Origin of the sequence: Lysinibacillus sp. UBA6686 (assembly GCF_002455205.1) — a bacterium.
Taxonomy (GTDB): Bacteria; Bacillota; Bacilli; order Bacillales_A; family Planococcaceae; genus Lysinibacillus; species Lysinibacillus pakistanensis.
In genome coordinates this window covers 1-5,463 of record NZ_DKJS01000048.1, presented here as the reverse complement: position 1 = coordinate 5,463, position 5,463 = coordinate 1, and the positions used below count along the sequence as shown (strand labels likewise).

At 36.0% G+C, this 5,463-nt stretch carries 5 protein-coding genes and 1 riboswitch; of the genes, 2 read left to right on the top strand and 3 right to left on the bottom strand.

Annotated features, from left to right (window positions below):
• The coding region (locus B2R82_RS13045) for an aldehyde dehydrogenase family protein (RefSeq protein ID WP_286925282.1) at positions 1–407 on the bottom strand (407 nt) is incomplete at its 3' end.
• A 180-nt stretch (positions 408–587) separates the two neighbouring features.
• Here B2R82_RS13045 and B2R82_RS13040 point away from each other — a divergent pair.
• The gene (locus tag B2R82_RS13040) at positions 588–1,925 is read left to right on the top strand and encodes a helix-turn-helix domain-containing protein (protein WP_286925281.1); all 1,338 of its coding nucleotides are present in this window, start codon (positions 588–590) and stop codon (positions 1,923–1,925) included.
• Positions 1,926–2,048: 123 nt separating this feature from the next.
• On the opposite strand, the gene B2R82_RS13035 is transcribed toward B2R82_RS13040, so the two are convergent.
• Positions 2,049–3,023, bottom strand: a complete 975-nt coding sequence (locus tag B2R82_RS13035) for a proline dehydrogenase family protein (protein ID WP_286925280.1) — start codon at positions 3,021–3,023, stop codon at positions 2,049–2,051.
• Between the two features lie 332 nt (positions 3,024–3,355).
• Complete coding sequence (locus tag B2R82_RS13030; protein ID WP_286925279.1) at positions 3,356–3,829, bottom strand: YbaK/EbsC family protein; 474 nt, start codon at positions 3,827–3,829, stop codon at positions 3,356–3,358.
• 129 nt (positions 3,830–3,958) lie between these two features.
• On the opposite strand from B2R82_RS13030, the gene B2R82_RS13025 reads away from it, so the two are divergent.
• Positions 3,959–5,110, top strand: coding sequence for a substrate-binding domain-containing protein (locus tag B2R82_RS13025; RefSeq protein WP_286925278.1), 1,152 nt, complete (start codon positions 3,959–3,961; stop codon positions 5,108–5,110).
• Between the two features lie 31 nt (positions 5,111–5,141).
• Positions 5,142–5,236: riboswitch (guanidine-I (ykkC/yxkD leader) on the top strand.
• Positions 5,237–5,463 lie beyond the last annotated feature (227 nt).

Below are 5,463 nucleotides of genomic sequence, written 5' to 3'. Positions count from 1 at the left end.
GCTTCTGCTGTATCTGCATCTGCCTCTGCCCATGGTTTCCCAGCTTCTTTTGTTAAAAGGGCAGAGAATTCATGTTTACGACGACGAATAATCGCTGCTGCTTTGAAAAGTACATCTGCACGAATAGCTGGATCTACCTTTTTCCAAGTTTTAAATGTTTCATCTGCTGCTTGCATCGCTTTTTCAGCTAAGTCTTTGCTTGCTTTTGATACGCGACCAATCACTTCTGTTTTCTTAGCAGGGTTATACGAAACGATTTTATCTTCTGTTGTAATGCGTTCGCCACCGATAATAAGTGGATAGTCTTGACCTAAGTAGCCTTCAACTTTATTTAAAGCCTCTACGTAAGCGTTGTAGTTTGCTTCTTGTGAAAAATCTGTGAATGGTTCGTGTTTGTATGGAATCATGTCATTTTCCTCCCGTGGATATAAGGTGCCAAATGATTATGCACCTTATAAGATTGTGATAATTATATAATGCAATATTATTTGGCGTTAATCAACTCAAATATTAAAACTTTTTTAAATTTTTGCATCTGTTTTTCGTATTGGTGTTAGAATAGGCTTAAGGAAATACAGGAGGGCAAGATGGATAATAATGTACTACAAAGTATTTATAAATACGTTATTGAAAAAGGTGATATGGGAATTTGCGTTGTCGATACGGAAGGCAAGCTACTCATATACAATAAAAAGATGAGGGAATTAGAGGGCGTGAACGAAGATGAGTTCGAGGAGAGGCGAGCCTTAGAGATTATTGATTTCGAAATCGAAAAAAGTGATATTTATAAGGTCTTAAATTCAGAAACGCCTGTGCTGAATGTGAAAAAAACGTATTGGAATAAAAAAAATCAAGAAGTGACCTACATAAGCAATATTTATCCGTTGCACTATGAGGGTATTTTAGTGGGAGCTGTGGAAATCGCCCGAGATATTACACAGCTTGAATACATGATGTACCAGCCATTAAGAAGGTATGGCGCACCATTAACATTTGATATTATTACGGCTGTATCGGCAGTCATGAAGGATGTCATAGAAAAAGCAAAGATTGTTGCACTAAGCAGAATGCCAGTTGTGTTGATCGGAGAATCAGGTACTGGTATTGATATGGTGGCTGAAGGAATTCATCATGATCTAAAGGTTCAAAATGATATGTTTATTGCTCTAATTTGCAGACGAGATGAGAAAACAGTGCTCAAGCAATTTGAAAAATATATTGTTGAAAAGGAAAAAATCACCTTTTTTGCTGAGCGAATTGAATATCTATCACTAGAAGCTCAAGAAAAGATTGTTGAGCTTTTCAATAATCATCCAAATCATCAGCATGTTTTAATTGCTAGCGTTGGTAAAGATCCAATTGATTTAATTCAAAAGCAGGAGCTATCCAAAAAGCTTTACCGACTATTTTCGGGTATCACGATTTATGTGCCACCTTTACGAGATCGAAAAGAAGATATTATGCCATTTATTGATGATTATTTCAAAAGGCATCGTGACAGCTTTGGTTCATCTATCCAGGGACTTTCAGATGAGGTGCGAGAGACCTTTTTAAAATATGACTGGCCAGGTAATTTAAAGGAATTAGAAGTGCTATTGGATGAAATCACCTCACTCATTACGAATGAAACCATCGTTGAACCACATATGTTGCCTGTCCATTTTAAGTGGAAAATTCAAAGTACATGTGAAGAAATCGAAAAAGAAGTCTCTACGAGTGATTTATTTGTTATCAAAAATCAGCAGGACATAAGACCACTAGACGTCTATATGAAAGAGGTAGAGGAATATTATATTTCGAAGGCATTAGACTTTCATCAAGGTAATATTTCCAAAACGGCTGCTGCGTTGGGGATACGTCGGCAAAGCTTACAATACCGTGTAAAAAACTATAAGCTCAATAAGAAAAGCGAAAACATTGATTAACGATGTTTTCGCTTTTTTGATAGATTGTTCAAAATGACGGATAGAAGTATCAATCTGACTGATAGGCTCCCAAAAGTGACGGATAAAACTACCAGATTGACGGATAGCTTGCTTGAATTAGTGTTATTTTCGTTTTTTTGAAAGGCGACCGAGGGCAAATGCTGCTGCTCCTATGCCAATAGCCAAGTTTGTATTTTTATTAAACACTTGTTTTGTAACAAGCGCTACATTTTGAGGGCGTTCTGCTAAACGGCGCATAAAGTATCCATACCAATCGTTACCAAATGGTAGATATGTACAGAAATTATAGCCTTCGCGTGCAAGGTCTAGTTGCATTTCTTTGCGGAAGCCGTAGAGCATTTGGAATTCAAACTTGTCATTTGAAATATTATGTTGTTTAACAAATTGTTTCACATGATTAATTACATTATGATCATGTGTAGCGATAGATGTAAACTTACCATGCAATAAATGATATTCAATTAGCTTTAGGTAGTTACGATCAATATCACCTTTTGATTGATAAGCTACATTTTCAGGTTCTTTGTAGGCACCTTTTACAATACGTAAACGGAAGTTTTTATATTTTTCAATATTTTCCTCTGACTCAAAGAAGTAAGCTTGAATAACCGTACCAACGTTATCAAATTCCTTATGTAACTCCTCAAGTAATTCAAATGAGCTGTGTAAACGCTCGTAGTTTTCCATATCGAAATTCACGAAAATATTATATTGATAGGCAAGTTTCACGATTTCTTTTAAGTTTTCGTAGCAAAATGCATAATCAATATCTAAACCTAATTGTGAAGGCTTAAGTGAAATATGTGCGTCCAGCTGTTCATCATGGATAGCCTGAACTACAGCTAAAATATTATTTTTTGCAGCCGTTGCCTCTGACTTTTCGTATACGAATTCGCCAAGATTATCAACTGTACAAGAAATATTAGCTTTATTTAATTCTTTGATAGATTGCACTACTTCAGGAAGACTTGTGCCAGCAACAACGCTTTGGGCCCCCATTTTTAGTCCATATTTTTGCGCAGCGCTATTTAATAATTTGTTCTCTGATAAGTAAATAAAAAAGTCACGTAATACCATAAAGTAACCTCCAAAGTTGAAAATTTTAAATTCTTGGCGATTATAACACTTTTTTTAAAAAGTAAAACTATTAGATTTTTTGTGAAAAATTATTTTATGGGTAGTGAGATGTTGTGCGTACTGACTTTTTTTAGATATACAAAAGGAAAAAATATTTTTTTCTGAAAAAAAGGGCTTTTCAAAAGGGATTTTTTCTTTTATTTTTGATTATAACTATGCTTTTTTAAGAGGCATTAGATGAATAGGGATTATATATTATATTGAAATATTATTTTTAGTTACAAAAAAATCGATGAAACGACCTTAATGTTTCACCGATTAGTAAAATTATATTATTCATTCCAGCCTTTGCAAACATCTATCCATTCTTGGTAAGGTGTGTAGGTTTCTAGTTCAGAGATCGTAAGCTCAATGGCAGAATTACTACTACCACATGCGGGGAATACCGTTGTAAAACGTTTAAGAGATTCATCTAAATAAATAGCGACACCATCATTGACACCGAAAGGACAAACACCTCCTACTTCATGTCCAATTTTTTCAAGAACCTCATCTTTTGCTAGCATTTTTGCTTTTGTACCAAAGATAGTTTTAAATTTAGCGTTGTCAATTTTCGCATCCCCCGCGGCAACGATTAATACCGCTCCATCGTTCACTAGAAATGATAAAGACTTGGCAATACGTTCAGGTTCACAACCAAGTGCCTGTGCCGCCAATTCCACAGTAGCAGAGCTTTCTTCTAGCTCCAGTATTTTGTGTTCCACATTCCATTGTGCTAAATGCTTTTTTACCTTTTCAATAGCCATATGTACTTACCTCCTTGATGTATTTAAGTTTTATTTTAACATAATTTTCAGAATAAATAGTTGCCTATCTATCGCAAATAACCTATTATAAATATATAGTGTAAAATTACACTTTTTGGAGGTAGGAAAATGCTTTTGAAATTACTGCAAACGTTTTTTGTATTAATAGGATTACTATTTTTTACGGGGATAGTTGGTCTATATGTATTGTTAATGGGCGGAATACATTTTAGAGGGTTACTAGTTGTCGTTCCACTTTGTTTATTTGTTCTTTTTATTTGTATAATTTTTAATTGGTTATCAACAAAGAAGCGTAAGATTTGGCTAGCTGGAATAATGGGGATTTCACTATGCCTTGCCTTAGTTGAGCCTCTTCAACATTACTATAAAATAAGTATCCCAACAGTTGATGCTGAAATTGATGTATCAGCCTATCAACCATTTACGGAATCTAATCAGGTTATGAAGCTAGACAGAAAAGCTTCATTGCAGCTCGTTGAACCTTTGCCACGCTTAGATGGGGCAACGGCAATGTATCCACTCTATGCTGCCTTTGTAGAAGCTACATATCCAAAGGGGGATTATCCTTATTACGATAGTAGAGTAATGGTAAGCCGTACACCTGAAGCGTATCAAAATTTAATCTCAGGAGATGTGGATCTAATTTTTGTAGCAGCACCATCAGAATCCCAAAAAAGACAGGCTGAGATGCAAGGTCTTACTTTTCATATGATTCCCATTGGACGAGAGGCATTTGTCTTTTTCGTCAATCATAAGAACACTGTAGAAAATTTAACACTGGGGCAAGTTCAGCAAATATATGCTGGCCAAATTACGAATTGGCAGGAAGTTGGCGGTAAAAATGATGTGATTCGTGCCTTTCAACGTCCAGCTGATAGCGGAAGTCAAACAGCATTAGAAAAAATTATGGGGGATACACCAATTATGGAAGCACCTGCTGAAAATGTTGCAACAGGCATGGGGGGCATTATCCATGAGGTATCTCAATATCGTAATTATAAAAATGCTATTGGCTACACGTTTCGATTTTATTCCACGGAAATGGTCAATAACAAGGATATTAAATTATTGTCCATTGATGGGATTGAGCCTACAAGGGAAAATATTCGTAACGGTACATATCCCCTTGTATCTGAATTTTATGCGGTTACAGCAGGAACAGATAATTCGAATGTAAAGAAATTTATCGACTGGATTGTTTCAGAGGAGGGACAAGCACTAGTCGAAAAAGTTGGCTATGTTTCAGTGGAAATTAACTAAATAGTTTGATATACTAGTGGCATAATAACATATAATAGTTTTCTAGGGTTCCGTAGCTTGGCTAGTCTGGTCCGAGAGAAAACCACAAATTGTTTTGTGACACGGAAGGATAAAAGCCTGGGAGATACTGTTTACGACAGTGTTCCTCAGGCTTTTTTTGTTTGGCTTAAAATAAGGTTATGCTAGAAATGCTGGAAATTTGGATGTGTGCTAGATTGAGCGAATCTACTTAAGTAGTGAGAAGGATGCCCGGCTCATGGAGAAAAAGGCTCAGGTAGTGGGGAAAGGAACGCTCAAGTAAACGAGAAAAGCGCTCGGCTCGAGAAGAAAAGCGCTCAGCTCGGGGAGAAAAG